1 pseudogene is annotated in these 235 nt (G+C 60.4%); it reads right to left on the bottom strand.

What is annotated here, in order from left to right:
* A pseudogene (locus C7G61_RS43715) lies at positions 1-235 on the bottom strand (integrase core domain-containing protein); the annotation flags it as partial.

Raw genomic sequence — 235 nt, 5'->3', positions numbered from 1 at the left:
TTATAGAAGTCGAGATATCGGCCGATCGAGCTGCGGGCCTCGCTGACGCTGTCATAGGCCCGCAGGTACACCTCTTCATATTTGATGCTGCGCCAGAGGCGTTCGACGAACACGTTGTCCCGCCATGCGCCCTTGCCGTCCATGCTGATCGCGATGCCGTTGTCGGCGAGCACGCCGGTAAAAGCCTGTCCGGTGAACTGCGAGCCCTGGTCGGTGTTGAAGATGTCCGGCTTGC

Source organism: Bradyrhizobium algeriense (assembly GCF_003062295.1).
In the GTDB taxonomy this organism is placed as follows: Bacteria; Pseudomonadota; Alphaproteobacteria; order Rhizobiales; family Xanthobacteraceae; genus Bradyrhizobium; species Bradyrhizobium algeriense.
This window is presented reverse-complemented; position numbering and strand designations above follow the sequence as displayed.